We start from the raw sequence: 26,243 nt of genomic DNA on the forward strand, positions 1-26,243 counted from the left end.
CAGGTCCTTGGCCACCGACGCGTACGTCCCACCCGGGCTGGAGTGGTACAGCGCGATGGCATCGGCCCGGAACTCAGGCGAGTACTTCGACGTCCCCAACGGGAACTCCTGTCCTATGGATCATCACGATCCAATGATCAGGGTGTCCACGCTCAAGGGGAAACGCCCGGGCTTCATGGACGTCCGCGGCTGACAAGCCACGCAAAACTCGTCTCCACGACCCACCGATAGGCGCCCAGTCCGGTGCCGTGCCAGGTGCCGCGGCGGGCGATCGCCGGCACGACGCCGCGGGCGCGGACCTGGTCGCGGTAGAGGTCGTGATCGTAGCCACGGTCGGCGAACAGTGAGTCGGGCTTGCGGCGGGGACGGCCGACCCGGCCGCGAACCGGCGGGATCGCGTCAAGCAAGGGCAGCAACTGAGTGACGTCGTTGCGATTGCCGCCGGTCAGTAGGACCGCGAGCGGGGTGCCGTGTCCGTCGGTGATCAAGTGGTGTTTCGAGCCTGCCCGTCCTCGGTCGACCGGCGACGGGCCCGTGTACTGCCCCCTTAGCGCCCTGACGTGGGAGGAATCGGCCACGCAGCGGGACCAGTCCAGCCGGGAGGCTGCGTTCAGCTCGGCGAGCAGGACCTCATGCAGTCGTTGCCAGACACCAGCCTCGTTCCAGTCCCGCAACCGCCGCCAGCAGGTCATGCCCGAGCCAAAGCCGAGGTCTTGCGGCAGATACTCCCACTGGATGCCGGTGTGCAGCACGTACAGGATCCCGGACAGCACCTCACGGTCCGGCAACCGCTTGCGACCCGGATACCGAAAGCGCCGCTCGCGCTGCGGCAGCAGCGGCTCCAAGTGGTCCCACAGCTCATCCGACACGATCCACGGCGACGTCCCCACACAGGACTGAACGCTCAACTACCGCCCCAGACACGGCTACCCAGGCCAATCCAGGTCATTGTGTTAGCCGTTGTAACAGCCTCAAACGACCGCCCGTCACTCTGCGGGCGGTGAAACGAACAGCGGCTTGACCTACTGATCAGCCAGAACCAGCAGGTCACCGCCCTCGGCCGATTTCGTGAAGGACGCATGGGCCTAGCGGGCGTGGGTCACGTTGCCGCTCTCGCGCCGGTCGAGGCGAGCGGACAACAATCCTGAGACGGTACGTCAGCAGCTGCGGTTGCATCACACGATTGCCCGCCTAACAATGAAGGAAGGGAGGAAGGGCGTAACTAACTTTATGCTCAAACATGCCCTCCGCTGACCCTCAGGTGGAAGAACGCAGCGCCAGGGTAACCCTTTGGGATCGAGGTGACACTGTTGTCTACGCCTACAGCGACAGAGGGCAGTCTCGCTACTGACATAGCCCAACAGCTCCTCGACAGCGTGACGGTACTGCACAACGCGGACCGGGCAGCTCCGGGGCAGTGGGTGAACATTTCCGTCGTACCTCAGATCGTCCAACAGCCACTTGGTATCGCTTCCGAGCTTTCCGGCACCTTGACAGGAGCTGTCGCAGGCAGTTTGACGGGCACTGCGAGTTCAATACTCGAAACCGCCAGGTTGAAGGTCGGGTACGAGGTCACCCGCGATAACACCCCTGTGGATCAACGCGATGTGCTCTCGGTCCCGGCGGATGTATCGCTTACGCCTTCGGAGAAGCAAAACCAGGTAAATTACCTGCTTCGGCCGCCGATTGTGGACAGTACCATCCCTACCGAACCGTTCCATTACAAGATCCGTGTAACCGTCGAGGTGAGCGTGACGGTTGGAGGGACACCAAAATCCTTCAACAAGGTCATCGACATACCAGTCGACCTGCCGTCACTGGACATTCCGGCGGTCATGGTCCTGTGCAACCGGGCAGACCTTTCCCTCACCAACCCGCGCGGCGTAGCCTTCTCCGTCATCGTCCGGCGCGGATCTGCGCTGCCCAGCCTTGGAACCGCGGTCCAAGCCCTGCGGGCCGTCAACTCCACTCTGCAAAGCCTCAACACTCTGCTCGAAATCGGAAGCTTTTTCTTTTCCGAACTCGAAACGGTGGCCAAGGTGATCAGCGACGCTCCGCTGGCTTATCTCCATGAGACTGGGGACCGGGACACCGAGCAGGATGAGCTCATCACCGGAGAAGATCTGGACGACAACGTGCAGTCGGTCATCTTGGTTGGAACGACAGGCACTTCTGCCCGAATGTTCCGGGAAACCGACTATGAGGACAGACAACGTGACGTGGTGGCTCGAGAGGTGGGCAACTTTAGCCTGGTTGGTCTCTTCAAGGGCACGTTCACCGGAGATGACGATCGCGCAACAGAATCGACACTGATACTTCCGGCCGAGTCTCCCAGCGCAACAGCTCCTGGGGATGCCGACATCAGCGTTACAGCAAGATTCGCCAGGGACTCCCACATTGTCACCGAAGTCATCAACAACGGCCCCGATACAGCGACGGGCGTCGTAGTGGACGTGAGCGAGCACGGCCTTCCAATTACCCTTCCCAGCGCTAGTCAAGGCGTTGTTGCGGATTCACGATCTGACACCGCACTCCAATGGGGTGTTGGGAACCTTAGGCCAGGAGCCACAGCACAACTGACTGTGACGTACGAGCGCGGCCGTGGCGATGGAATCTTCGCTGCTGAAGGGAAAGCAAGGCAATTCGACGCAAACCTTTCCAACAACAAGGCCCGAATATCCCTACCGGGATAGCCTCCCCCGGTTCCGCTCCTCTCGCCATGAGGGCCAAAGATGACGTATTTCATCCAGCAGACCGGTCAACCAGCGATAGTGTTGGGCAACCTGTACACGATCGTCAGCGAGGACCTGGGCCTCGGCACCACCAATGTCGCAGGCGACTCGCCTGTGCAGATGGTGCCTTGCACAAAGGACCCCGCCAACACCACGGTGACCGCGCAACGCGTGCTCGACATCGTCGGTGACCCGGGGAGCGTGGTCGCCACCGGAGTGCCGAGCGGCACCACACTCACGCTGCACACCGATACCGGCGATGACACGGTGGACCTCACCGGGAACGGCGTCTGCGGGTCCGATAAATCATCCACGCAGGTCGGGAGCCTGACCACGGATCTTCGGTTCTCCTCGACGTTCACCCCGGGGTCTTCACCTACGCAGGGACCCGGCGGCATCGTGATCTGTCGTGCTGCTGCGTCTGGCCTACCTCGCCGCGACCAATGCCCTGGCGTTCCTACGCCTCCTGCCGATGAGCGACAGGGAGAAGGACGTCGAGATCCTCGTACTCCGGCACCAGCTGCTGGTCCTGCAGCGTCAGGTCGGCAAGCCGACCTTCACCGACACAGACCGCGCCATCCTCGCCGGCCTGCTCCACCACCTCCCCAAAGACAGACTGCGGTATCTGCTGCTGGTCCGGCCCGACACGGTCCTGCGCTGGCACCGTGAACTGCTCAGGCGACGCCATGCCGCGACCTGCGTCCCCAGACGATGCGGACGCCCACGCACCATCCGATCGATCTGCGCCCTGGTCCTGCGCCTGGCCAAGGAGAACGCCTCGTGGGGATACCGTCGGATCCACGGCGAACTCGCAGCCCTGGGGATCAAGGTCGCCGCCTCCACGGTCTGGGAGATTCTCCGCGATCACGGCATCCCACCCGCACCCGAACGGCAGAGCACCACCTGGGCAGACTTTCTCCGCAGCCAGGCCAAAGCTCTACTGGCTTGCGATCTCTTCGAAGTCCGCACGCTGACCGGGGCACGCCTGTACGTCTTCGCCCTCATCGAGCACACCACCAGGCGCATCCGGATCCTCGGCGCCACCGCACACCCCACCGCGGACTGGATCCTGCAACTCGGACGCAACCTCCTCATGGACCTCGAAGACGCAGACAGCAAGACGAAGTTCCTGATCCGAGACCGCGACTCGAAGTTCACAGCCGCCTTCGCCGCCCTGATGACCGATGCCGGCGTGAAGGTCGTCACCACCGGCATTCGAGTACCGCGGATGAACTCGCTCATGGAGCGATGGATACAGACCTGCCGCACCGAACTCCTGGATCGGACCTTGATCTGGAACCAGAGCCACCTCCTCCACGCCCTGCGCGAGTACGAGACCTTCTACAACGGACACCGCCCGCACAGGGCCCTCGCATAAGCCGCCCCATGCATCGACATGATCTCCCCCTCGCCCCCAGGAAACAGACCCGACAACGAGCAGTGTCCACCGCACCCGAAGGTCATTTCAGGCGAACCATCACATCGACCAACAGAGTCCCACAGGTCCCCGCCCCCTCCTCGCCAGCCAGGGGCACAGGACCGGCCGCTGCGAGGAGCTGCGGCGGGAGTTTCACGTCGACGGAGGTGGGGAAAGCCCTGCCGACGTCGACTCCGCTTCTACTCCCCGTCGCAGGTCCCGGACGTGCGCCTGCACCCGGGAGGGGCGCGATGCGGCAGTGAGCGGCGGACCCGAAATGGGCGCCCTGCCGGGGGTGTGTACGCCGTGTAGATGCCGAGGGCGCACCCGGCACGCGCCCTTCGTCGGGCAAGGTGATCTGAGCAGAACAGTCCTTGCCGGGCCGGCCGCTCGAAGTATCCCGGCGACACACCGAGCGTTCGCCAGATTCAGCCTGAAGGGGTGAGACAGGCTTGTGCGCCTGGCGTTTTGGGCCGCTTCGCCGCCGCGTCCCGTGAGCCGTTGGGGGAGTTTCCCTGGGCTGACGCTGCGCCGTTGAATGACGGCCGGAGGGCGGCTTCCCGGCCAGGGAGACGCATCGATTCTCATGCGCGTCGGATGACTAGCACGGCCACGTCGTCGAGGTGGTCCACCGCGGCCACCGCGTCGAGTACTCGGTCTGCGGTCGCCTCGACGCCGAGCCGGTCCTGGAGGGCTCGACCGGCCAGCGCTCCTGCTCGCTCCAGTCCGGCGTCCAGGGTCAGGCGCGGCCCTTCGACCACACCATCGGTGACCATGACCAGCGCGGTGCCCTCTTCCAAAGTGAAGGTCTCCTCTGGGTACTCGGTGCCAGGCACGATTCCCAGGACCGGCCCGGCGGGAAGTGTGCGGATGGTGTGGCTGCCGTCGTCGCGTGCGTGAAGCAGTGGCACATGGCCTGCGCTGGTGCCGATGACCTGTCCGTCACGCGGATCGAGGTGCAGCAAGGTGCAGCTTGCGAAGCGTGGCGCGCCCATCGCGACGAGCAACTCGTTGGTACGCGTCAGCACCGTTCCCGGGTCAGGCTCGTGGGCGGCGATCGCACGCATGGACGAGCGCACCTGACCCATGAAAACCGCGGCATCCACGTCGTGCCCTTGAGCGTCGCCGATTTCCAGAGCGACCGCACCGTCGGGTAGGAAGAACGCGTCGTACCAGTCTCCGCCGATATCCAGCCCATCCCGGCTAGGCTGATAGCGGGCGGCGATCTCCAGGCCTGGGAGGTGCTCCGGCAGCGTCGGGAGCATGCTCTCTTGGAGCGCCATGGACAGCTCGACGTGGGCTTGTTGCAACCTGATGGCCCTCAGTGCCTTGCCTGCCAATTCGGCCAGAGTCGTCATGAAAGCGAGCTTCTCTGGGGACGGAAGGTGCGCACTATCGTACGTCACCACCCAGGCCCCGAGCGGCCGGTCGCCCACCGGGCTGAGGGGGGTGATCGACAAGGCGGTGCCGGAGGCGGGGCGCGGCAGGGGCAGACCGTCATCATGCAGCCACCGGCGAGCAAGCTCCTCGTGGTTGCGGAAGAACTGTGCCTGACCGGTACGGATCACGTAGGGCAACGGCCGGTCCTCATCCAGCGACATGCCGAGCAGAGCATCAACCTCCCACGTGGGGATCCCGGCATCCGAGGAGACCCGCAAGCGACCATCGTCGACGAGTGCGAAGAGGGCGCCGGAACCTCCGACGGCCGCGGCGAGCCGGGCCAGGACAACCTGCTGCAGTTCCTGCTCGGTGGCGGCGCTGAACAGGGCGGAGGAGAACTCGGTGATCCCGTCGGCGCGCTCCCGCTCCGCGCTCGCCTCGGCCAGCGTCTCTTGGCGGTGTGCCTCCGACTGGGTGTCGTCGCGGATCACCGCGAAAGCCCGTTCGGGGCCGCCGTATCCCAACTGGATCCGGCGGACCTGGCCTGCGAGAACACGCCAGCCATCGTGCTCGGTGAGGAACCGGGACCTGATCCACGGGGACTGGGCGGCAGCCAGGCGCACAAGCCTCTGCACGTCCTTCCGGTCATCAGGGTGCACTCGCCTGATCATCTTGGACCGGGGCACCGACGCCTGCGGGAAGAGCGCGGCCAGGGCGGGTGCGCCCCCCAGCCACTCCACCTGCTCATCGGGGGAACACATGCAGAGGCCGAGGTCGGCAGCCTTCGCCGCAAGCTGGAATGGGATCAGCAGACCGCCGAGGTCGTGTCCCGCGTCCAACGAATGCACCCACACAAGCCGCTCGCCGCTCGAGGAATCCGTCACCGCTCGCGCCTCGACGAGGCAGACCACAGATGCGGTGCTCGTGCCGGGAAATTCCAGCACACGCATCGCAAGCCTCTTCGCCGTGGCCCCGTGCGTCAGCAGGCCCTCAGCCGAGATCCGCTGGTCCTCGGGGAGTAGATCAACGAAGCCATGACCCACGCACTGTTCCCACGGCCTGCCCAGTTGAGTGGCCATCGCAGCGTTGAGGGAGCGGATGACACCGTCCAGGGTCAAAAGAGCGGACGGTGTAGCCATCTGAAGAAGTTCGTCCGAGGCGTCCATTTGCCGCTCACTACCCATCGTCGAGCGATATGACCTCGTCATCCTTCAACAACACTATCTGCCGCAGAGCAGGTCGCGTCCACCAGCAGTGGCATGCGACAGGGCGCAAAGCAGGACGCCAGCCGACAGCAGGCTACCTGTAGGGAGATTGCCGCTGTGGCGGAATCATTCCGTGCGCTGCAGTGGTGGAGCGATGCGATCATCAACCTCGACGCGCTCCAGGACGGTACCTCAACCGGCTCACCCGGACAGCGTGGGATGTAACGCGCATGCGTATCGCGCTGCAGACGGCACTTGAATCCAGCGTTCCAGCCGGGTGCATATTCCAGGCCGTCGCTTTTCGGATTTCTCGACACGTCTTGTGCCGCTCGTGCCGCGCGGTGGCGCGTCGGCCGCTAATCCTCAGTCCGCGGCATCGTCAGGCACTGAACGATCGGGTCGCGAAGATCTGCCACGAACTCCGGTATCGGCCGCTGTCACCGGAAGAGGGTTGTTCTTCGTTCTCCCAGCTAGCGGCCCTGAGCGTTATTGCCCGCTGGATCCAAGAGCGCACGCCTACAGTAACGCCGCGGGCCATGGAACGCCGCCGGCCGATCTGGACAGCGCCGGCCGGCGGCGTGCATCGATGGGCGCGTGTCGCTCACGGACGAACACTGATGATCGTCTTCCCCGTGATCCGCTCGGTCGGGTTGAAGGCCGCAACGGCGTCATCGAGGGTCGAGACGTTGCCGATGTTCGTCCGCAGCCGTCCGCCCCGCACCCGCTGGACGACCTCACCCAGTTGGGCACGATCGGGCACGACAACGAAATCGATCGCCAGGCCGTCCGCTGGACGCACCTCAGGCGGGCCGGCGATGGACACCAACGTTCCTCCGGCATGGATCACGCCTGCGGACCGATTCCCGATGTCTCCGCCGATGACATCGAACACCAGATCGACTCCGCCGACGTCTTCCAGAGCGTCGTTCTCGAGGTCGACGAACTCCCTCGCGCCGAAGCCAAGCGCCGTCTGTCGATCGGCGGTACGTCCGGTGCCGATGACGTAAGCGCCGGCCTCTCGTGCGAGCTGCGTAACCATCGCCCCGACTGCGCCAGCCGCGCCATGCACAAGGACGCTCTGCCCCGCCTGAAGGCGGCCGTGCTCGAACAGTCCCTGCCATGCGGTCAGGCCCGGCATCGGCAGACTCGCGCCCACCGTGAAGTCGACGTCGGCCGGCAGCGGCGCGAGGTTACGCGCCTCGATCGCCACATACTCCGCCAGGGTGCCGCCCCGATGCCCGTCCGCGAGGCCGAACACCCGCTGTCCCACCGACAGCCCCGTGGTGCCATAGCCGAGAGCGGTGACCACTCCGGCCAGCTCTTGCCCGGGAATCGACGGCGTCCGGTCGCGGCCGAAGCGATCGGTCCAGGTCGAGGGCCACGTCAGCTCACCCGGAGTGAATCCCGACGCATGAACCTGAACGACGACATCGTTCAGCGCTGCCTGCGGCTCGGGCCGCTCCACCAGCGTCATCCCGGCCGTTCCAGCAGCCTGATCCGTCACCACAATCGCCTTCATCCGGCGCCTCTCTGTACCCAGTCCACGCCTGCACGGCCTTCTCGGTTCGACAGTAATAGCGGCGCCAGAACCTCGGCGTCTCACCACGCTGATCGATAGGGGGTGGGGCGCGAGGGCGTCGAGGAACAAGCACAACAGCGAAATTTCGGTAAGACGGCGCGAAGGATCGACGCTCATCACATAGGTCCAGACGCAATCCGGTAGACCTTCTCGCTCATCGGAGTCGCGTGGTGTCCCACGGGGCGTGGGAGAGGCCATCCCACACACCGCGCTGAAAGGAACCCTCATGCATGACAGCTGGGCTTGTTGGCATGACCGCACTGATCACCGGCTCTGGCCACGGCATTGGCGCAGCGATCGCGACCAACGCGGCCACTGTCGAGGAACAGCGCAGGCGCTTCGGCCACTTCACCGAGGACCCGGACGAGGGACAGCTCGCCGGGTCCTTCCTGCTGGACCAGACCGCGCGCCGCAGGGCGATGGCCGCCCGCGGCCCGCGGAACCGGATCGGCTGGGCCGTCCAGCTCGGCACCATCCGCTACCTGGGCACCTTCCTGAACAACCCCGAAGAGGTGCCCGCCGTGGTGGTCGCCTACGTCGCCGAGCAGCTCGGGCTGGAGCCCTCGGCGTTCGCCGGGTACGGCGGCAACGAGGCCCGCTGGGACCACCAGGAGCAGATCCGCGACGGCTACGGGTGCACAAAGTTCGAGTTCGACCAGTGGTTCGCGCTCGCCCGCTGGCTGTATCAGCGGGCCTGGATCGGCAACGAGCGGCCGACCCTGCTGTTCGACCTCGCGACCAAGCGCCTGGTGGACAAGAAGGTGGTGCTGCCCGGGGTGACCGTGCTGGAACGCCTGGTCTCCGGCACCCGTGAGCGGGCCGAGAAGCGGCTGTGGGCGACGCTGGCCGCGGCTCCGACGCCGAGCAGGCCAAGCGCCTTCAGCAGTTGGTCGTCGTCCCCGTGGGCAGGCGCCTGTCCGAGCTGGACCGGCTGCGCCGCTCCCCGCGCGACATCTCCGCGCGCGGAGTGGGCAAGGCCCTGGAGCCCTACGAGTCGCTGCGCGCCTTCGGCAGCCACACCTGGAACCTGGACGCGATACCGCCGGGCCGGATCCAGGCCCTTGTGCGGTTCGCCAAGGCCGCCCGCGCCCAGGCCGTCTCCGACCTGCGAGGAGACCGGCGCCTGGCCACCCTGGTCGCGTTCGCCGCAGTGATGCCGCAGCTCGCCGCCGACGAGGCGATCGAGGTCTTCGGGTCATGCCCGCGACCGAGGACCACTCGATCAGCTTCCGGCAGATCCACACCGCCGACGGCGGCCGCATCCGATTGGGGCGCGATCGTCTACCGGCGGAGTGCTCTGCGGCGTCGCATAATGCCAAGCTCCGCTGACCCATACATGTGGAAGCGGCTACCGAGCTTGGAGTACGCCGGCGTCGGGAGACGTTGCGAAAGTCTGCACGTAGTCGATGGCTGTCTGCAGCGCATCTTTCAGTGGAGCGATGTTCCGCGCGACCTGGGCGAGGAGCATGCCGCCCTGGAAGGCAGCAAGGAGCATATTGGCCAGCTGCGTGGGATCTGCCTCAGCGCTGATGCGGCCGAGTTGCTGCATGCGCTCAATTCCATCGCGGAAGATGGCCCTCCATTGGTCGAACGCACTCGCGAGCTCGTCGTGAACGTCAAGGTCCGTCTTGATGATCTCGCTCGCCAGGGAGCCGAGGCTGCAGCCTTCCTGGTAGGCGCGCTCGTAGCCGACGTAGAAATCCGCCCACGCCCGAAAAGCGTCGAGGTTGTCGAAGCAGGCGAATCGCTCGCCACGGTGGAACGTGAGGACGCGCTCGGCCTGCCAGGCGATCACGGCTAGGACGAGACTCTCCTTGGTCGGGAAGTAGTGGTTGAGCTGCGATCCGCTGACGCCAGCGGCGCGGCGGAGCTGTTCGTTGTTCGTCGCGTGGACCCCCTTGGTGTAGATGAGCTCCGCGGCGTGCTCCAGGATGCGGGCCCGCGTTGCCTGTCCCTTGTCGGTGAGCTTATGGGGCTCCCGAGCTCCCGTGGTGGGTTTCATGCTTCAGACGATACCCGGATTGGGCTTGACAGCCCAGCCGCGAGGAGTTTCACTCAAGAAGTGGGCCGACAAGCCCAAAACATCTCAAGCCCAACCCGGGCTGACGACGACCACTCACCGGAGGCTGATTCGCCATGTCACGACTGAACGTCCCCTCTCCTGACGACGCCCCCGATGGGGCGGAGGGCATCCTCGACAACATCGGCGCACAGTTCGGCTTCGTCCCGAACATGTTCGCGACTCTCGCGTCGAACCCGACCGTCCTCGACGTCGTCATGACACTCCAGGGCACCTTGAGCCGGGTTCTGGACGCGAAGACGCGGCACACCATCGCGCTCGCCGTGTCGCAAGCCAACGGTTGCGATTACTGCGTGGCGATGCACACGTACGTATCGTCCGAACTCGGTGGCATGTCGAGCGATGACATCGACTTGGCCCGGGCCGGGAGCTCGATCGATCCCAAGCGCGCTGCGGTCGCTCGTTTCGCTCAGCGGGTGGTGGAGAGCCGCGGTCAGGTGAGCGACGCCGACCTGGCGGCTGTACGAGGCGCCGGGTACGCCGACCCGCAGATCCTGGCGATCGTCACGGTGGCGGTGCAGGTCCTGCTGACCAACTTCATCAACAACGTCAACCAGACCGACATCGACATCCCCGCCGTCAGCTCGGTCGGTACGCCGGGATGAGCGTCGGCGTCCTCGTCGAGGCGGCGTACCTAGCCGCTCGATCCGTCACTGTCGCCAACGATCACTCGGGAAAGGTTCGATATGCCGGGCTCCGAACTCTATGAGAGATTCATGGCACTGCACACCCGCGACGGTGGCCTCGTCATGCCGAACGTATGGGACGGCCTCTCGGCGCTGATGCTGGCCGATGCCGGCTTCGAGGCGATCGCGACATCGTCAGCGGCGCTCGCTGCCACGCTCGGCCGGTCCGACGGGCGTCACGAAGTCACCCATGTCGAGCACCTCGAGCATGCGCGGCTGTTCGGTCAGCTCACTGGGCTGCCCGTTAACGGGGACTTCGAGGACGGCTACGGCGACACGCCTGAAGACGTCGCTGCGACCGTGGAAGCCGCCGTGGCGTCTGGCCTGGCCGGTATTGGGATCGAAGACACCTCGGGCAATCCCGATCAACCGATCCGCGACTTCGACGATGCTGTCAACCGCATGCGTAGTGCCGTCAACGCGGCCAAGGGGCGCATCGTCGTCACCGGCCGCACCGACAACTTCATCCAGGGGCGGCCCGATCTCGACGACACTGTCCGGCGCCTAACGGCCTTCGCCGAGGTCGGCGCGGATGTGCTCTACGCCCCTTACCCACCCGACCTCGATGCCCTGACCGCGATCGTCACCGCCGTCGCGCCGACGCCGGTCAACGTCCTCATCTCGCCGGCGGACAAGGTGCTGACCGTCGCTGAACTACAGAAGGCCGGGGTCAAGCGCATCAGCGTGGGTCCGGCGCTCTACACCCACGCAATGGGGGCGCTCGAACAGGCCACCAAGGCTCTCGTCGCAGGTGACCTCGCCTCCGCAACGACAGGAATCAGCTTCGGGCGCGTGAGCGAACTGCTGGCCCCCGGCAAGAGCTAGCCCACCCCTGGCGAACCGTTGCTCCGCACCTACCGATCACAGAAAGAAGGCAGATTGACATGAACCTCGACAAGCTCATGAACAAGCATCTCACCAGGTATTTCGACCCCAGCAAAACCATTCCGGAGGAAACACTTCAGCAGCTGCTGAGGTTCCTGCGCTCGACGCCCTCGTCGGTGAACATACAGCCCAACCACTTCTACGTCCTTGCCACAAACGAAGGCAAAGAGCGGTTGGCGGCCAACCTGGGCGAACGATTCCAGGATAACGGCGAGAAGATCCTGAACGCGTCGCACACCATCATCCTCACCACCCGGGCAGATGTGCCTGACAGCCACCTTGAGGCGGTGTTCACGACGGAGAGGTCCGACGGCCGGTTCCCTGACCCGTCAAAGCAGGAGCTGTGGGAATCAATGACCCGAGACTTCCTCAATCTGCGCAACTATGGCTACAAGGACCTGAACCACTGGATGGAGAAGCAGACCTACCTGGCGGTGGGCCTGACCATGATGGCGGCCGCTGAGCTTGGCGTCGAGGCCACGCCGCTGGAGGGGTTCGACCCGACCAGCGTCGACAAGGCGTTCAAGATCCGCGAGACCGGACACAGCACGACGCTGCTGCTGGCCCTCGGCTACCCCGACCCCAAGAAGCAGTACACCAACCCGATCTCGCGATTCGACGCCGACCAGCTGTTCACCTTCGTCTAAACACCCACTTGGAAACCAACACATACGAGGAAGAGGACAATCTCAATGAAAGCCATTGTGGTAACCGACCAGGCCGCGGGAACGGCCGGGATGACGCTGACGGAGCGGCCTGAGCCGCCCGCAGCGATCAACGACGTCATCGTTCAGATTCATGCATCGGGCTTCGTCCCGACTGAGATCGAGTGGCCATCGACCTGGACCGATCGCGCCGGCCGTGACAAGACACCGTCGATCCTCGGCCACGAGCTGGCCGGAGTGGTCACCGCCCTCGGCTACGGCACGACGGGGCTGTCGGTCGGGCAGCGGGTATTCGGCCTCGCCGACTGGCACCGCGACGGCACCCTGGCGGAGTACGTGGCGATCGAAGCACGCAACCTCGCGCCGCTGCCCGGCGACGTCGACTTCGCAGTAGGCGCGTCCCTGCCAATCTCAGGTCTGACCGCTTGGCAGGGGCTGTTCCAGCACGGCCGCCTTCAGGCTGGCCAGACCGTCCTCGCCCATGGCGCGGCCGGGGCAGTCGGGACGATGGTGACCCAGCTCGCACGTGAGGCCGGCGCTTACGTCATCGGCACCGGACGCGCCGCCGACCGTGAGAAGGCACTCGACTTCGGCGCGCATGAGTTCGTCGACCTCGAGAACGACGCGCTGAAAGACGTCGGCGACGTCGATCTGGTCTTCGATGTCATCGGTGGCGACGTTCAGAAGCGGTCCGCTGCCCTGATCAAGGCCGGAGGAACGCTGGTGTCCATCGTCGGCCCGGTCGAGGCGCGGCCCGCTGACGGCCTGGCGGTGGACTTCGTTGTCGAGGCCGATCGTGCCGAACTGAGTGAGATCGTGCAGCGGGTGCGGGACGGACGGCTGCGGACAAACATCGGTAACGTCGCGAGCTTCGATGATGCCATTGGTGCCCTTAACTCGACCACGCGACGCAGCGGGAAGACAGTCATCCGCATACGCCCGTAGGGACTGACGGCCACAGTCCGACTGGCGGGCGGGTCATCATCACGGTGTACGAGATGAAGCGGCTCGGCCGCGGCGTCGCCGAACTCACCGCGTTCGCCGGCCATGCCGGACCCGACCGCCACCGTTCGTGGCCGCCACGCGGGAGACGCCACCTTGGTCCTTGGCCGGGCGGTCAGAGCACTCGGATCGATAGAGGAGTTGATCACCTTGGACGGACAGGAGCTGCAGAAGATCGCGGGCGACTGCACTGTGGAACTGCCCGGCACCGACCTGGAGCATCGTTTGGGCCCCGACTGGCGCCTCTACAAGGTGCGTGGCAAGGTCTTCATGCTCATGACCGACATGCCGGGGCGCCCCGTCGTGATCCTGAAAGCCGATCCGGACGACGCCGCAGCCCTGCGTGAGCAGTACGCAGACATTAGCCTCGGCTATCACATGAACAAGAGGCACTGGATCACGGTGGAAGGCGGGGGCACCATCGACGAGAAGCTAGTGAAGGAGCTCGTGATCGACTCCTACCGTCTCGTGGTCGGCGGGCTTCCCAAGTCCGAGCAGCCCGTGGATCCGCGCACCTACGGCCGCCGCGCCTGACCTTCGCCATGCCCATCAGCGGCGAAAAGCTCCAGGACAGAGCGCGCGACACAGCACTGGCGCTGCCCGGGGCCAGCCACGGGCGCCCGTTCACCGAGCAGCTGGACGTCTACAAGGTGGCGGACAAGTTCGTCCTGATCGTCACGGACGACCGGGACGAACATCGTGGCCCAATAGGACGACCAGCCAGTCGATGGTACGGGAGTATGGTTCATTTACATGACAGGTTCCCGGACCAATTCCGCGACCGGTTCGCCCCCCGCGTTCGGTACCGACCTGCATCTGGAGCTGCGCGGACCCGGGCTGCGTGCAGGGCTCACTGACGCCTTGAGGGAGGCCGTACGGACAGGGCGTCTGGCGCCCGGCAGTCGGCTGCCGGCCTCCCGCTCGCTCGGCGCGGATCTCGGCGTCTCACGTCACACCGTGGTCGAGGCCTACGCCGAGCTGGTCGCTGAGGGCTGGCTCACCGCCCGGCAGGGCTCCGGGACCCGGGTGGCCACCCGGGTCGAGCCGCACAGGCCCGCGCCCGACGCTCCTCGCACGAGGCCGGACGAGCCCCGTTCCCGGTATGGCCTGCTGACCGGTGCACCGGACCTCGCGACCTTTCCGCGCGCGCAGTGGCTCACCGCGGCTCGCCGGGCTTTGACCGCCGCGCCACACGATGCCTTCGGCTACGGCGACGCCCGCGGCCGGATGGAGCTGCGCACCGCACTCGCCGACTACCTCGCCCGGGCCCGCGGAGTGCGCGCCGAGCCGGACCGGATCGTCATCTGTTCCGGTTTCCACCACGGCCTGGCGCTGATGGCGCAGGCGCTCAGGGTGCGGCGGGTGCGAGGGGTGGCCGTCGAGGTCTACGGACTCGGCCTGTATCGCGACCTGCTGGCGAACGCCGGCCTGCACACCCCGCCCCTCCACGTCGATGACCATGGCGCACGCATCGAGGACCTCGCGCAACTGCGCGAGGTGGGGGCGGTGCTGATGACCCCGGCGCACCAGTACCCCACGGGGGTCGCGCTCCGCCCGGACCGGCGCACGGCAGCCGTCGAGTGGGCACGTGCCACGGGCGGCCTGATCCTCGAGGACGACTACGACGGGGAGTTCCGCTACGACCGTCAGCCGGTAGGGGCCCTGCAAGGCCTCGATCCGGAGCGGGTGGTGTACTTCGGTTCCGTGAGCAAGTCCCTGGCGCCGGGGGTACGGCTCGGATGGATGGTGCTGCCGGAGGAAATCATCCCGCAGATCCTGGCGGCCAAAGGGCACGGCGACTACATGACGAGCGCCCTGGAGCAGCTGACGCTGGCGGAATTCATCGCCTCGGGTGCGTACGACCGTCATGTGCGCTCGATGCGGCAGCGCTACCGGCGGCGCCGCGATCAGCTGGTCGAGGTCCTGCGCCAGAGGGCTCCCGGCATTCGTGTGACCGGGATGGCTGCAGGACTGCAGACGGTCCTCGAACTCCCCCGTGGAACCGAAAGCTCGGTGGTCCAGAACGCGGCCCGGCAGGGTCTGACGATCAGGGGGTTGACTCAGTTCCGCTACGAAGTGGCGGACTGCGGATGGCAGTTGCCCGAACGGGACGCCCTGGTGGTCAACTACGCGGCGCCCTCGGACAGCGCGTGGGCAGGCACACTGGACGCACTGTGCAGGGTGCTGCCCTAGACGGGGTTCCGATGGCGGAGCGGACGCGCCTCTGTCCGGTTCGGGAGCGTCCCTGCCGAGATTCGTTCATGTGATCGATGCCCCGCCGACGGAGCCGGGGGCGGATCGCCTTCGAGCTGTAGCCCTTGTCACCGATGACCTGAGACGGCCTGGTCCAGGGGCGCTCCGGGCCGATGCGGGGCACCCGGATCGCTTCCACGACGGCGGTGAACTGGGTGCGGTCGTGGGTGTTGCCGCCCGTGACCACGAAGGCGAGGGGACGACCGAAGGCATCGCAGGGCAGATGAATCTTGCTGGTCAGACCACCGCGCGACCGTCCGAGTGCCCGGCGCCCACCTTTTCGCGCCCCGGCGGCGTGGTGGTGGGCCCGCACGATCGTGGAGTCGACCGACAGCAGCCAGTCGATGTCTCCGGCCGCATCAGCCTTCGCTTGTGCCGCCCTGAACATCCGCTCGAATGCCACGGGCTCGTCGTACAGGCCGTGCTTCCGCAGCTCCAGGACCTCGGTCACTTCGTCCAGCGTGCCCACGCCCGCCGGGCATCACCACTACTGCGTCGGACACGGCGAGTAACCGTGCCTTCCGTTCAGCGAGATGCCTGACGAACGTCATTTCGTCGGCGTCCTTCCTGATCCACTTCCGGAGAAAATCGACCGAGATCCCCGTGAGCCGCCCTCTCGACGCGCGCACTCCGTCGGCGACGACCTTCATCAGCCCGGTATCGAATCCGCCCCGACCAGGGTGTGGCCGGCCCTGCCAATGAACTCCCCGAACTCGCGGGTCCGCTGGGTGTAGAGCTTGTCGAGGTCAGTGGCTAAGAGGAAGACACCGATGTTGTCAGACCGTTTACCCCGCGAAGCCGGAGCGCCACGTCGCATGCTCGGAGCGCCACATTCGGGAGCGGGTCAGTGTCCCAGCTCCGTAGATCACGAGCTTGCTTTGTCGGCAGAATTGGTCTGGGAATTTGTCATAGAAATGGACCATACGCCGGTGCCGCTGGGTACGTAGCTTTGCAGACATGAGCACAGACGAAGCACACGGAAGTCCGCGGCATCTCCCCGAGCACCCGCGCTGTCTGGGCTGGGCGAAGCTCGCCCCCGAGGCCTCAGAGCTTGATCGGTCTGGACACCGCACCGTGATGGTCTCCCTATGGCTCATGGGCGCCTTTCCCGGGTGCAGAGCAAGCGGGGAGTCACCGGACGGCCGTGTTGCTGCCGTCGGTGTCAGCCGACGGCCCGTTGGCCGCACCCGGGCCCCGACAGGGGTCCCGTCGGAGCACGTCTGACGGGTCGAGACCACCGCCGCCACCGTCGGGGGAAGGTGTGAATGAGCTGTGGCCTGCCGTGCCTGGTAGCTCGATCACTCCTGCCTGGACCTATCCATCCACCAGACAGCCGAGCAGATGGGGGGACCGCATCGCCGGGGGACACAGAAGGGAAGAGCAATGGGCAGTTCCGTAGAGACAGCAGTCTCCGAGGCTCAGACGGCCATCGAGACAGTCTGCCCAGCGATAGCTCTCCTCGACGCGCAGGGGACGGTGGTCGGATGGTCGCAGGCCGCTCAGCGGCTCGTGGGCTACTCGGCCGCGGAGGTGGTGGGACGGTCCGCCGGTGTCCTGTTGGTGGCCGCTGACGACCGAGCAAAGGCTTCACAAGCCGCACAAGAGAGCACCCTCCGGGGCCGCTGGTCCGACCTCGCGCAGGTGCGCCACCGCGACGGCCGCATCATCGACGTGCGCCTGTGCGTGTCATCGCTGTCCGGGCAGGACGGCCGGGACTGGTGGGTGGTCTGCGCGACCGACAAGGCCTTGCTTCCCGCGTGGCCGGCCGAGGCCACAGTGGCGGAGCCGCTCCTCGCTACGCTGCCGCTGCCGAGCCGCCTGCCGATCGGTGTCGTCATACGGGACACGCACCTGCGCTGCATCCAGGTGAACGACACCCAGGGCTCCAAGGACGGCATCCCTCTCCCCGAGCGGCTGGGCCGCAGGCTGACGGAGGCAGCACGCGGGACGGAGGCCGAAACGCTGGAGGCACTGATGCGCCAGGTGCTGGAGAGCGGCGACCCGGCGATCAACGTGGACTACCAGGCCTTCCTGCCGGCGAATGTGCGAAGCAACCGCATATTGACGGCGTCCTACTTCCGCCTCGACGACGCGCAGGGTCGCGCGCTGGGCGTCTGCGTCGTGAGCGTGGACGTCACCGACAGCCGACGGGCGCGAGAGCGTCTGGCAATCCTCGGCGAGGCCAGCAGGCGCATCGGCACCACTTTGGACGTCATACAGACCGGGCAGGAACTGGCCGACCTCGCCGTGCCGTTCCTCGCGGACTACGCCACCGTCGACCTGGCGGAGTCCGTCCCACTCGGCGAGGAGCCCTTGGCCCATCTCGGCCCACAGGGCGGACACATCCCCGTCTTCCGCCGAGCGGGCCTGGCCTCGATCCACCCGGGAACGCCGGAGTCCCTGTTCGCTCGCGGAGAGCCCGTCTTCGTCCCGCCCACTTCGCCCTTCACCGGTGTCCTGAGCTCCGGGAAATCCCATTTCGAGCCGATGCTGGACACATCCCCGGGCACATGGCTCGACCACCACGACCCGGCGCGGGCGGAGAAGATCCGCGAGCACACCATGCACTCGTTGATGGTCGTCCCGATCCACGCCCGGGGCGCAGTGCTGGGCGTGGCGGTCTTCGTGCGGACGAAGGACCCCAGGCCGTTCGAGGAGGACGACCTGCTCTTGGCCGAGGAACTCGTCAGCTGGGCAGCGCTGGCCCTGGACAACGCCCGCCAATACGTGCGCGAACGCTCCGCGGCTCTCGCCCTGCAGCGCCTGCTGCTCCCCCGCCACGCCACAGGCGGCTCCGCCGCTGATGTGGCCTGGCGCTACCTGCCGGCCGACAGCCACCACGGCATCGGGGGTGACTGGTTCGACGTGATCCCCCTCTCCGGCGCCCGCGTCGCCCTGGTCGTCGGCGACGTGGTCGGACACGGCATCAACGCGGCGGCGAAGATGGGCCAACTCCGCACCGCCATGAACACCCTCGCCGACATTGACATGCCTCCCGACGAAGTACTGTCCCGCCTCGACGAGCAGGTCATCCGCCTCACCGAGGCGGAAGCCGACCCCCGGCACCCGGCCACCACCACGATGGCCGCCACGTGCCTGTATGCCGTCTACGACCCGGTCACCCGTACCTGCACCATGGCACGGGCCGGCCACCCCCCGCCCGCGGTCATCGACCCGTACGGCCATGTCACCTTCCCCGACCTGCCCACCGGAGCACCGCTCGGCCTCGGACTGGTCCCCTTCGAGTCCGTAACTTTGGAACTCGCCGAAGGAAGCGTGCTCGCCCTCTACACCGACGGTCTGATCGAGGCCCGCGACCAGGACATCAGCGCCGGCATGAACCGTTTGCGCGCGGCCCTCGCACGGCCCGACCTCACGCTGGACGATCTGTGCTCGTCGACGGTGGACACACTGCGGGCCAAGCCGCCGAGCGACGATGTCACTCTGCTTCTCGCACGGACCCGCTCGCTGAGCGCAGACCAGGTTGCCTCTTGGCAGTTCCCCAGCGACCCCGCCGTCGTCAGCCGTGCCCGAACTCTCGCTGCCCGGCAGCTGACCCAGTGGGGACTGGAACACCTAGCCGAGTCCACAGGGCTGATCGTCAGCGAACTGTTCACCAACGCCATCATCCACGGCAAGGGCGACTGCAACGGCGACTGCAACAGCGACCGCACGATCGGCCTACGCCTCATCCGGCACGAGATGCTGACCTGCGAAGTCTCCGACGCCAGCCACAGCCACCCGCTTGTGCGACACCCCCGCTCCACCGACGAACACGGCCGCGGCCTCTTCCTCGTCACTCAACTGTCCCGCCGATGGGGAATCCGCCATATCCCGGACGGCAAAATCATCTGGGCTGATCAGCAACTGCCAGCCAGTGCGTGAAACCACTTACCCGCCCAGCCCAAGCGCTTGGAGGCCAGTGCCTGTGCCCCGAGAAGACCGTCAACTCGTACGCACCATTTATGTGGCTGGAGAGCGGACGTACGCTCCCACACCGCGCCACGCCAGCGGCAGCCCGGTGTCGGGGTGGAAAGTCCCATCCAGCCTTCCCGCCTTGTCGCAAAACTCCAACGACTGCATCGGAAGTTTCGTGAACCTCGGACTTCGTCCGCCTCAGAGATTGGGAGTGGATCTGCAACGTGGTCGAAGCAGCCAGAACGGCCGAAGCGGCCGGATACAGCAGTTTGTGGACGTACGTACGGCTGCTCTTCCCGGTGCCCTGTGCCCTGATGCAGCTCAGCGTGCGTACCGAGCAGCGACGCTTCATTGCCGTGCGCGCCGAACCTGGGAGAACAATGCAGAGCAGACCGCCTTTGCAGGCGACTAGGGCACCGAGCGGATGGCGGGGCTACCGATGGGTGACCCTGTGGTCCGTGCCGATCCTGGCGGTTCCGGCGGCCGACTGGTTCCTGCCGCCGGACATCCACCTCGCCCATCTGCTGGTCATCCCGCTCGCGCTCGCCGCCACCTTCGCTGACACCCGCCGTACTGCCGTCACCGCTCTGCTCGCCCTGGCGTCGCTGGTTGTCGCAGGAGCCGAACGGCGCACGCTGACCACCGAGAACGTACTCGTGCAGATGCTGTCCCTGGTGCTGTTCTCGGCGCTGCTCCTGATCGCCACCCGTCTGCGCGAGCAGCATCAGCGCCACCTGGCCAGGGTGCGCCAGGTCTCGGAAGCCGCGCAGTCCGTGCTGCTGCGGCCACTGCCGCGACGCGCGGGAGCGGTGTCCCTGGCGTCGACGTACGTGGCCGCCGAGACCGAAGCCCGTATCGGTGGAGACCTGTACGCACTGGTCAGCGCGCCTGGCCCCACCCGGCTGATCATCGGGGACGCGCGCGGCAAAGGGCTCGGGGCCATCGGGGACATCGAGACCGTCCTCGGTGCCTTCCGCTTCAACGCACACCAGCACTCCACACTGTCCGGGCTCGCGTCCGCCCTGGAGTCCGATGTGCGCTGGGACCTGGGCCAGTCGAACCGCGGGGATCCTGACGAATGGCCCGGTGAACACTTCGTCACGGCGGCCGTGCTGGAGATCCCAGACGACCAGCTCTGTGCCCGTCTGATCAGTTTCGGCCATCTGCCGCCGCTTCTGCTGCATGGGGGGCACGTCACGCCCCTGGAAGTCAGTGCCCCAGCTCCCCCGCTGGGTCTTGGCGCCCTGACGGAGACCGACTACGCCCCATTGACCTTCCGTTTCGCCCCGGGTGACCGGCTGGTGCTGTACACGGACGGAGTCACCGAGGCCCGGGACAGCATGGGCAGCTTCTACCCCCTCGCGGAGCGAGTGACGGCTTGGGCCGATCAGCGTCCGGATGAGCTCGTGCGCAGGATCGGCGCAGACCTGCGGGCGCATACGGGTGGGCCGCTCGCCGACGACATGGCCCTGATCGTGCTGCAGCGCGAGGGGGCGCGCGTCCGGGCCCGGATCTCCGAGAACCGGTGGGTTTCGTGACGAAGGTGCGGTCCGCTTGAAGAAAAACCAGCGGGTTCATCACGGAAGGCCGCCTGCGCGTCTCCTCCGATGCCGGGATCCCGATACCGGTGGCCGCCCTGCACGGCCTGCCGCTGGACGCCCGCAGCACACTGCCCTATGTGATCCGCACCGGCGAGCCACAGTTCATTCCCAACCGGGAGGACTACATCCGCCGCTGGCCGCACGGGGCCATGATGCCGTACTTCGACCAGCTCGACTCCGGCTACGCCATCTCGATCACCTCCCTCAGCCCGGGCGGCGATCAGCCGCTCGGGGCCCGGTTAGTGACCTACGACAGCGAGCACCACTCGTCCCCGGACGGGCGGGCCTTCATGGGCACTCTTGCCGACCTTGCAGGCCAGGCACTGAAGCGCGTCAGGTTGCAAGAGGCACGAGTCGAGCTGGCCACGGCGCTGCAGCAGACCATGGCACCTCCCCGGCCTGGAGATCGCCCGCTACCGACCAATCCGAGACGGGCTCGACATCGGCGGAGACTGGTACGACGCCTTCGTCATGCCCGACGGTGCCATCGCCCGCCCTGGAGATCGGCGACGCCCAAGGGCACGACGTGGACGCCACCGCCGGAGCTTCCGGCACCCGGCAGCAGGACTTGGGCGAGGCGAGGCGCCAGTTGGCAAGGACGCGCAGCACGGACGGCTGGCAGCACAGCCACCACGGCCTCCTCGCTAGTCACCACCAGGGTCGAGGCCGAGGCTGCGGAGCTCGCTCCCGACGGTCGCACGTGTTCGGCAACTGCGCGGACCTTCAAGTTGTGCTGCCGTCGGTAGTCACGGGTGTGGCCTTCACCACGTGAATACCGTTGCTCCCTTCGGATGTTTCCACAGCTTTCCTGGCTGACAGATCGGCGGAGCACTCGTTGCTCTCGGCAGGAGGTCAGGCATGGGTCACTGGATTTACGAGTTCAAGGGCTGCCCCGACACTGGGTGCTACCAGCAGATCGCGAACGAGGTCGAACCGGGCGAAGTCGCGGTTCGTCAACGCGTGGCCAGCCCAGGCATCGTGGATGGGTTCGTGCGAGAGAGCCTCGATGACGTAATGATGGTGGCCCACTTCCGCTGGGTGGCCACCGGAGACCCATCTACAGTGATGCCGGAGTTGCTGCAGGCCTGCGGGCTTTCGCCGTGGCCCGACAGCGAGGGCTGTGACGTGCTGCGGAAGGTTCCTCCTCAGCACACCGCGTCGGCTTTCATCGCGGCCGAGCTCGACCGGCCGTCGAAGCGCTCGTAGCGTTCATCGACGAGCACCGGCAAGTGTTCGGAGGCGAGCCGATCTGCCATGTCCTGGCCGACCACGGAATGAAGATCGCAACGAGCACCTACTACGCCGCCAAGAAGCGCACTCCCAGTGCCAGGGCGGTCAGCAACGCTGATTTGAAGACGCAGATCAGCCGCGTCCATGCCGACAACTTCAGCGTCTATGGGGTCCGGAAGGTATGGCAGCAGCTCCACCGTGAAGACATACCGGTGGCCCGTTGTACGGTCGCCCGGCTGATGCGGGACCTGGGTCTGGTGGGCGCCCGCCGCGGCAGGAAGATCCGCACCACCATCCGCGACGATGGGCACGGACGGGCGGCTGGCCTGTTACAGCGCGACTTCACCGAGTCCCGGCCGAACGAGGGATGGGTCGCGGACTTCACCTACGTCGCCACCTGGTCAGGGATCGTATACGTCGCGTCCGTCGCGGACGTCTTCTCCCGGATGATCGTTGGGTGGTCCGCCGCCACCAGCAAGCGGGCCAAACTCGTCCTCGACACCCTCGGCATGGCCCTACGGCGACGCGACCGCGCCAGCACACCAGTTGGCCCCGGCCTGGTTCATCATTCGGACGCTGACAGTAAATACACGTCTTTCGCGTTCACCGCACGCCTCTTTGAGACCAGCATCGACGCCTCCATCGGCACCGTCGGTGACGCCCTGGAACGCGCTCATGGAATCCCAGATCAGCCTCTACAAAACATAGCTGATCAAGCCCCGTCGGCCCTGGCACGGCCTCGCCGATGTCGAACTCGGCACCGGGGAATGGGTCGACTGGTTCAACAACCAGCGCCTCCACAGCGCGATCGGTGACATCCCACCCCACGAGCACGAGACCAACCACTACGCTCAACTCCAGCCCCAACCAGCGGCTGGAGTCAACGCATAGAGCTTCCACAGTCCCGGAGCGTTTCAGTACAGGCGTTCGGCACCGCGCTTGTCGACCGAACCGGGAACGTCGGGTCGTTGGCGCAGGCGGGGCCGCGGGAGTACCACGCTCCCGCCCCAGCCGCCGATCTCCAGAAAGCCACGCAGTTCGGGGAGACGACGTAGCGCCTGGCCACTGGCGCCGCCCCGCGTGCCGAGGAGCCAGTCACCAGCCTCCTGCCCGGTCTGCGCCGCCTCCAACTCCTGGCGCTGACGCTCCATCTCCTGGAGCTCGCGCAGGCCGTAACAGACGGAGCTGGCAACCACGACGGCAGGCCGGCGTCGGCCGCTGGGTCGACGCCCCGAACTCATGGCCCACCCGGCACCGGCTCCAGCGCTTCTCCGTGCTGGCGGCGCGGGCCGCCTACGACCGGGAGAAGGACGCCGCGGCACAAGGCTGAGCCGGGGGTCGGCCCCCGCTCGCGCGTACGCCGTTCTCACGTGTGCGGGAACGGCTCGGTCAGCGACGTGAGCACATGGTCGGCTTCAGCGGCACGCAGCTCCTGCGCGGAGTAGTGGCCGCTCGCGACGCCCACCGCCGTCGCGTTCGCCGCGTGCGCGGCCTCGATGTCGCGAGGGGTGTCCCCGACCACGTAGACATCGGAGCGGCCCAGATCGTGTCCGTGCAGCCGGGTGGCCTTGGCCATCGCCAGGCGGGTGATCTCCGCCCGGTCCGGGGAGTCCGAGCCGTAGGCCCCGAACACGAAATAGCGGCCCAGCCTGCCCGGTTCCATCTTGATCCGGGCCGCGCCCTCCATCGCGCCGGAGATGAGCCCGAGGATGATCCCCGCGTCCGTGATCCGCCGCAGGGTGTCTTCGACGCCGTCCATGACGCGATACCCCTCCGAGGTTCGGATGTCCTCCGAGAGATGCCACAGATACGCAGCGTACAGGCGGGCCATCTCATCGTGACTTGGCTCGCGGCCGAGCACGGCCCGGAACGTCTCCCGTCCGACCTGCGGATCCGTCTCCCCGGCCGAGGTGTGTTTTCCGATATCGGCGGCCACGCCGTGCAACCGGTCGAAGGCCCAGGCCCAACTCCGGGCTCCCGAGCCGCCGGTGTGGACCAGGGTTTCGTCGATGTCGAAGAGCACTGCTATCGGTCCGGTCATCACCCGTTCTCCTCCGGTTCCGCCTGCTTCCAGGGTGCGCGGTGGCACCGGGGGCGGCCAGTTGCGGGGCCGCGGTGTTGGTGGTGCCGTTGAAATGACGGAAGCAGCACCCCCGGAAGGGCCGAGAAGGGGAGCGACCATGGACACCACCGACCGCAGCCTGCAAGCCGACGTGCTCGTGATCGGTTTCGGCAAGGGCGGCAAGACGGTGGCCGCCGTGATGGGCGGGCTCGGCAAGCGCGTGGTGCTGGTCGAGCGGTCGGCACGGATGTACGGCGGCACCTGCCCGAACGTCGGCTGTGTGCCGACCAAGGCACTGGTCCACCACTCCCGCAAGCGCCGACCGGAGGATGTGCCCCAGGAGTGGTACGAACGCTCCGTCGGCGAGACGCAGGCGCTGACGAAGCTGTTCCGCGGTGGCAACTACGACGGGCTGAACGATATGAACACCGTCTCGGTGATCACCGGCTCCGCCGCGTTCACCGATCCGCACACCGTGCGCGTCGAAACCGCCGACGGCCCCCTGAGGATCACCGCGGAGACGATCCTCATCAACACCGGATCGGAGCCGATCGTCCTCGACATCCCCGGCCTGCGGACCAGCCAGTACACCGTCACCAGCACCGAACTGATCGACACCACCATCCTCCCGGAACGGCTGGCGATCATCGGCGGCGGTTACCTCGGCCTCGAATTCGCCTCCATCTACGGGCAGTTCGGCTCCGAGGTCACCGTGCTCGAGGCGGCTCCGAAGGTCTTCGGCCTGGTGGATGACGACGTTGCCGCCGTTGCCGAGAGCATCCTGGTGGAGGAGCGCATCGAGATCGTCACGGGGGCCGACGTCTCGGAAATCCGTGACGGCGAAACCTCCGCGACCGTCGTCTACGAGACGGACGGCCAACAGCACACGCTGGAGGCCGACGCCATCCTCGCCGCCACCGGCCGCGCACCGGCCACCCGCGATCTGGCGCTGGACGCCGCGGGTGTGCGCACCACCGAACGCGGCGCGGTCGAGGTCGATGAGCATCTGCGCACCAGCCGACCGCACATCTTCGCCCTCGGAGATGTCAACGGCGGGCCGCAGTTCACCTATATCTCCCTCGACGACAGCCGTATCGTCCTCGACCAGCTGATTGGCGAAGGCAAGCGCTCCACCGCCGACCGGGTCGCCATCCCGCACACCGTCTTCATCACCCCGCCACTGGCCACCGTCGGGATCACCGAGAAACAGGCCAGGGCGGCCGGGCACCGAGTGAGGATCGCGAGTCAGCCGGTCGCCGAGATCGCCGCCATGCCGCGTGCGTACATCGTCGAGGACACCCGTGGGGTGATGAAGTTCGTGCTCGACGCCGAGACCGACGAGATCCTGGGCGCCGCCCTGCTCAGCGTGGACGCGCAGGAAATCATCAACACCGTCGCGCTCGCCATGCGCCACGGCATCCGGGCGGCCGAGCTCCGCAACGCCGTCTACACCCACCCCACCTCCACCGAGGCCTTCAACGACGTCCTCGCCACCATCGTCCGGTCCGACACATAGCGAGGCTCAACAGACAACCATCGAGCGCACGG

At 66.6% G+C, this 26,243-nt stretch carries 20 protein-coding genes and 3 pseudogenes; 15 read left to right on the forward strand and 8 right to left on the reverse strand.

The window, feature by feature from the left end; all coding sequences use genetic code 11:
• Positions 1-194 precede the first annotated feature (194 nt).
• A pseudogene (locus tag ACWDSL_RS33350) lies at positions 195-908 on the reverse strand (IS5 family transposase); the annotation flags it as partial.
• Positions 909-1,376: 468 nt separating this feature from the next.
• On the opposite strand from ACWDSL_RS33350, the gene ACWDSL_RS33355 reads away from it, so the two are divergent.
• Complete coding sequence (locus tag ACWDSL_RS33355; RefSeq protein ID WP_450491694.1) at positions 1,377-2,693, forward strand: hypothetical protein; 1,317 nt, start codon at positions 1,377-1,379, stop codon at positions 2,691-2,693.
• A gap of 448 nt (positions 2,694-3,141) precedes the next feature.
• Positions 3,142-4,110 (forward strand): integrase core domain-containing protein, encoded by a 969-nt coding sequence (locus ACWDSL_RS33360; protein ID WP_450491695.1) that lies wholly within the window; start codon positions 3,142-3,144, stop codon positions 4,108-4,110.
• Between the two features lie 623 nt (positions 4,111-4,733).
• Here ACWDSL_RS33360 and ACWDSL_RS33365 read toward each other — a convergent pair.
• Positions 4,734-6,695 carry a SpoIIE family protein phosphatase gene (locus ACWDSL_RS33365; RefSeq protein WP_450491696.1) on the reverse strand — a complete coding sequence of 654 codons (1,962 nt, stop codon included), beginning with the start codon at positions 6,693-6,695 and terminating at the stop codon, positions 4,734-4,736.
• Between the two features lie 640 nt (positions 6,696-7,335).
• On the reverse strand, positions 7,336-8,253 hold the full coding sequence (locus tag ACWDSL_RS33370) for an NADP-dependent oxidoreductase (RefSeq protein ID WP_450491697.1): 918 nt from the start codon (positions 8,251-8,253) through the stop codon (positions 7,336-7,338).
• A gap of 311 nt (positions 8,254-8,564) precedes the next feature.
• Between ACWDSL_RS33370 and ACWDSL_RS33375 the strand changes: the two genes are divergently transcribed.
• The gene (locus ACWDSL_RS33375) at positions 8,565-9,467 is read left to right on the forward strand and encodes a DUF4158 domain-containing protein (RefSeq protein WP_450491698.1); all 903 of its coding nucleotides are present in this window, start codon (positions 8,565-8,567) and stop codon (positions 9,465-9,467) included.
• Positions 9,468-9,661: 194 nt separating this feature from the next.
• Here the strand turns inward: ACWDSL_RS33375 and ACWDSL_RS33380 are convergent, their stop codons facing one another.
• Positions 9,662-10,315, reverse strand: coding sequence for a TetR/AcrR family transcriptional regulator (locus tag ACWDSL_RS33380; protein WP_450491699.1), 654 nt, complete (start codon positions 10,313-10,315; stop codon positions 9,662-9,664).
• Positions 10,316-10,449: 134 nt separating this feature from the next.
• Between ACWDSL_RS33380 and ACWDSL_RS33385 the strand changes: the two genes are divergently transcribed.
• From ACWDSL_RS33385 to pdxR, 6 genes are all read left to right on the forward strand, one after another.
• On the forward strand, positions 10,450-10,998 hold the full coding sequence (locus ACWDSL_RS33385; RefSeq protein ID WP_450491700.1) for a carboxymuconolactone decarboxylase family protein: 549 nt from the start codon (positions 10,450-10,452) through the stop codon (positions 10,996-10,998).
• 111 nt (positions 10,999-11,109) lie between these two features.
• Positions 11,110-11,904, forward strand: a complete 795-nt coding sequence (locus ACWDSL_RS33390) for an isocitrate lyase/PEP mutase family protein (protein WP_450491701.1) — start codon at positions 11,110-11,112, stop codon at positions 11,902-11,904.
• Positions 11,905-11,963: 59 nt separating this feature from the next.
• Positions 11,964-12,611, forward strand: a complete 648-nt coding sequence (locus tag ACWDSL_RS33395) for a nitroreductase family protein (protein ID WP_450491702.1) — start codon at positions 11,964-11,966, stop codon at positions 12,609-12,611.
• Positions 12,612-12,656: 45 nt separating this feature from the next.
• Positions 12,657-13,574, forward strand: coding sequence for an NADP-dependent oxidoreductase (locus tag ACWDSL_RS33400; RefSeq protein ID WP_450491703.1), 918 nt, complete (start codon positions 12,657-12,659; stop codon positions 13,572-13,574).
• A 207-nt stretch (positions 13,575-13,781) separates the two neighbouring features.
• Positions 13,782-14,165, forward strand: coding sequence for an MmcQ/YjbR family DNA-binding protein (locus ACWDSL_RS33405; RefSeq protein WP_450491704.1), 384 nt, complete (start codon positions 13,782-13,784; stop codon positions 14,163-14,165).
• Positions 14,166-14,384: 219 nt separating this feature from the next.
• On the forward strand, positions 14,385-15,824 hold the full coding sequence (pdxR, locus tag ACWDSL_RS33410; RefSeq protein WP_450491705.1) for a MocR-like pyridoxine biosynthesis transcription factor PdxR: 1,440 nt from the start codon (positions 14,385-14,387) through the stop codon (positions 15,822-15,824).
• Here pdxR and ACWDSL_RS33415 read toward each other — a convergent pair.
• Together ACWDSL_RS33415 and ACWDSL_RS33420 are read right to left on the reverse strand one after the other, a co-directional pair.
• The gene (locus ACWDSL_RS33415; protein WP_450491716.1) at positions 15,754-16,302 is read right to left on the reverse strand and encodes an IS5 family transposase; all 549 of its coding nucleotides are present in this window, start codon (positions 16,300-16,302) and stop codon (positions 15,754-15,756) included. The genes pdxR and ACWDSL_RS33415 overlap by 71 nt on opposite strands.
• Positions 16,285-16,701: pseudogene (locus ACWDSL_RS33420) on the reverse strand (LOG family protein); the annotation flags it as partial. The pseudogene ACWDSL_RS33420 and the gene ACWDSL_RS33415, both read right to left, overlap by 18 nt.
• A gap of 566 nt (positions 16,702-17,267) precedes the next feature.
• On the opposite strand from ACWDSL_RS33420, the gene ACWDSL_RS33425 reads away from it, so the two are divergent.
• From ACWDSL_RS33425 to ACWDSL_RS33445, 5 genes and pseudogenes are all read left to right on the forward strand, one after another.
• Positions 17,268-19,769: a SpoIIE family protein phosphatase gene (locus ACWDSL_RS33425; protein ID WP_450491706.1), complete on the forward strand. Its 2,502-nt coding sequence runs from the start codon at positions 17,268-17,270 to the stop codon at positions 19,767-19,769.
• A 491-nt stretch (positions 19,770-20,260) separates the two neighbouring features.
• Positions 20,261-21,340: a PP2C family protein-serine/threonine phosphatase gene (locus ACWDSL_RS33430; protein ID WP_450491707.1), complete on the forward strand. Its 1,080-nt coding sequence runs from the start codon at positions 20,261-20,263 to the stop codon at positions 21,338-21,340.
• A 921-nt stretch (positions 21,341-22,261) separates the two neighbouring features.
• Complete coding sequence (locus ACWDSL_RS33435; RefSeq protein WP_450491708.1) at positions 22,262-22,609, forward strand: hypothetical protein; 348 nt, start codon at positions 22,262-22,264, stop codon at positions 22,607-22,609.
• Between the two features lie 23 nt (positions 22,610-22,632).
• Positions 22,633-23,280, forward strand: a pseudogene (locus ACWDSL_RS33440) (IS3 family transposase); the annotation flags it as partial.
• A 64-nt stretch (positions 23,281-23,344) separates the two neighbouring features.
• Complete coding sequence (locus tag ACWDSL_RS33445; RefSeq protein ID WP_450491717.1) at positions 23,345-23,524, forward strand: integrase core domain-containing protein; 180 nt, start codon at positions 23,345-23,347, stop codon at positions 23,522-23,524.
• A gap of 23 nt (positions 23,525-23,547) precedes the next feature.
• Here the strand turns inward: ACWDSL_RS33445 and ACWDSL_RS33450 are convergent, their stop codons facing one another.
• Both ACWDSL_RS33450 and ACWDSL_RS33455 read right to left on the reverse strand, forming a co-directional pair.
• Positions 23,548-23,829, reverse strand: coding sequence for a hypothetical protein (locus tag ACWDSL_RS33450; protein WP_450491709.1), 282 nt, complete (start codon positions 23,827-23,829; stop codon positions 23,548-23,550).
• A gap of 170 nt (positions 23,830-23,999) precedes the next feature.
• The gene (locus ACWDSL_RS33455; RefSeq protein ID WP_450491710.1) at positions 24,000-24,674 is read right to left on the reverse strand and encodes an HAD family hydrolase; all 675 of its coding nucleotides are present in this window, start codon (positions 24,672-24,674) and stop codon (positions 24,000-24,002) included.
• Positions 24,675-24,813: 139 nt separating this feature from the next.
• Here ACWDSL_RS33455 and ACWDSL_RS33460 point away from each other — a divergent pair, with 139 nt between their 5' ends.
• Entirely contained in the window at positions 24,814-26,211 is a 1,398-nt protein-coding gene (locus ACWDSL_RS33460; protein ID WP_450491711.1) for an FAD-dependent oxidoreductase, read from the forward strand.
• The last annotated feature ends 32 nt before the right edge of the window (positions 26,212-26,243 follow it).

The sequence above is a fragment of the Streptomyces sp. NPDC000941 genome, assembly GCF_053599555.1.